This is a genomic window from Paenibacillus whitsoniae (assembly GCF_003955665.1).
Classification (GTDB): domain Bacteria; phylum Bacillota; class Bacilli; order Paenibacillales; family NBRC-103111; genus Paenibacillus_E; species Paenibacillus_E whitsoniae.
In genome coordinates this window covers 1-2,070 of sequence record NZ_RXHU01000170.1, presented here as the reverse complement: position 1 = coordinate 2,070, position 2,070 = coordinate 1, and the positions used below count along the sequence as shown (strand labels likewise).

The following is a 2,070-nucleotide window of genomic DNA, read 5'->3' as shown; positions in this document are numbered from 1 at the left end:
TCTACAAGCAGGCGTTCACGCAAATGAGAATGGGGTACGCGACGGCGGCGGCATTTGTGCTTTTTGCCATCGTGCTGACGATCTCGCTCATACAAATGAAGCTGTTCAGTCGGAACGCGGACGAATAGGGGAGGGAACGTAATGAATAAAATGTGGAGCATGCTCAGGCTGGTGATCATGGCGATTCTTGCGCTCATTTCCGTTGCGCCGATTGTCTGGATGGTGGCGGGGGCGTTTCGCCCGTATCAGGAGCTTTTTAAATATACGACGCTGGACTGGCATCTGATTGTCCCGGTGGAGTGGACGTGGAAAAACTTTCATAATGTGATTTTCAACGCGAGGAACCCGTTTCTGCGCTATATCTGGAACACGCTGTTTGTCGCTTCGGTCGTCACGGCGCTGGTGCTGATCATTAACTCGATGGCGGCGTTTGCTTTTGCGAAAATCAGGTTCCGTTTCAAAACGGCGGTGTTCGCCCTTTTCATGTCTGCGATGATCATTCCCGGCGAGGTGACGCTGGTGCCGAACTATTTGCTGATGCACGACCTCGGCTGGCTGAATTCGTACAAGGCACTGATCGTGCCGTCGATGCTGTCGGTGTTCGGGATTTTTATGCTGCGGCAGTTTTTCGCCGAGGTACCGAACGAGATGATGGAAGCGGCGCGGATGGACGGGGCGAGTCTGCCCCGCACGTACGTCGCGATTGTGCTCCCGGCGGCGGTGCCGGCGCTGATTACGCTGGGCCTGATGACGTTTCTCGGCAACTGGGACTCGTATCTGTGGCCGCTTATCGTCATCAACGAACAAAAAATGCAAATGATCCAGGTCGGCATCTCCACCTTTTCCTCCAATGAAGGGACGGACTGGTCGAAAGTACTGGCGGCGAATACGTTGTCGACGGTGCCGATTTTGCTGCTGTTCCTGTTCCTGCAGCGGTATTACATTCAGGGGATTACGATGTCGGGAATTAAAGGGTAGGCAAAAGGAGTGCCCGTGCGTCAAGCCAGTTGACCGGCTTTGTGTGTTCATGAACTGGAAAACCTCCAGTTCATTTCTGCAGTTTGAAGTGGATTGCTGCCAAAGGGGCAAATGAGCTGGAAGAATTCCAGTTCAGCACCCCGATTTGGGCGGAAATGCCAAAATAAACTGTAGAAATTCCAGTTCATTGGAGGAGCGGCTTGCAGATGATTGGGCATGGGCGCCGCGAAATTCTGGCGTAGATAATAACGACGGGCTCGCGGTGGAGAGAAATTGTGGCGAAGGAGAGATATCGGTGAAATATGATGTGGTGGCGATCGGCGAGTATTTGATTGATTTTACGCCGTATGGGGTGTCGGAAGCCGGTCAGCCGCTGTTCGAGCGCAATCCGGGCGGCGCGCCGGTCAATGTGGCGGTAGCGGTGGCGAAGCTCGGCGGTAGGAGCGGATTTATTGGAAAAGTCGGCGCAGACCCGTTCGGCGCATACTTGCGCGAGGCGCTGGTGGAACAAGGCGTGTCAGACAGCGGCCTGGTCGTCTCGGACGAGGCGCACACGACGATGGCGTTCGTGCAGCTTGACGGCAGGGGCGAGCGGTCGTTTCATTTTGCCCGACAGCCGGGGGCGGATCTTCTGCTGCGCGAGGAAGAGCTGAACAAGGCGATGCTGGACGAGGCGCGCATCTGCCACTTCGGCTCCATCTCGATGACGGCGGAGCCTGCATATTCGGCGACGGTGGCGGCTGTGCAGCGGGCGCGGGAGCACGGGGCGCTGATCTCGTACGACCCGAACTGGCGCGAGTCTTTATGGCCGGATGTGGAAGTCGGGAAAAAGACGATTGCGGCAGGTCTGGCGCTGGCCGACATCGTGAAGGTGTCGGAGGAGGAGCTGCGCTTCCTGACGGGGGAGCAGCAGTTGGAACCGGCTGCCCGCGGGCTGGCGGAGCGGCATGCGATCACGCTGCTGTTAGTGACGGCCGGCGGCGAGGGGGCATACTACTTGCTGGATGGCAAGTGGGGGCATGTAGAGAGCTTCGCTGTTCGTACGGTGGATACGACGGGAGCGGGGGATGGCTTTTTTGGGGCTTTTTTGGG

Annotated in this window: 2 protein-coding genes; both read left to right on the top strand. The window is 57.2% G+C overall.

The features are described from left to right. The first annotated feature begins 141 nt into the window (after window positions 1–141). Window positions 142–978 carry a carbohydrate ABC transporter permease gene (locus tag EJQ19_RS31615; protein ID WP_126145172.1) on the top strand — a complete coding sequence of 279 codons (837 nt, stop codon included), beginning with the start codon at window positions 142–144 and terminating at the stop codon, window positions 976–978. Window positions 979–1,273: 295 nt separating this feature from the next. Further along, the coding region (locus EJQ19_RS31610; protein ID WP_164716896.1) for a carbohydrate kinase family protein at window positions 1,274–2,070 on the top strand (797 nt) is incomplete at its 3' end.

Bases quoted from the DNA above. Each gene is read 5' to 3' on its own strand.
- EJQ19_RS31615 (WP_126145172.1), top strand. From the start codon at position 142: ATGAATAAAATGTGGAGCATGCTCAGGCTGGTGATCATGGCGATTCTT.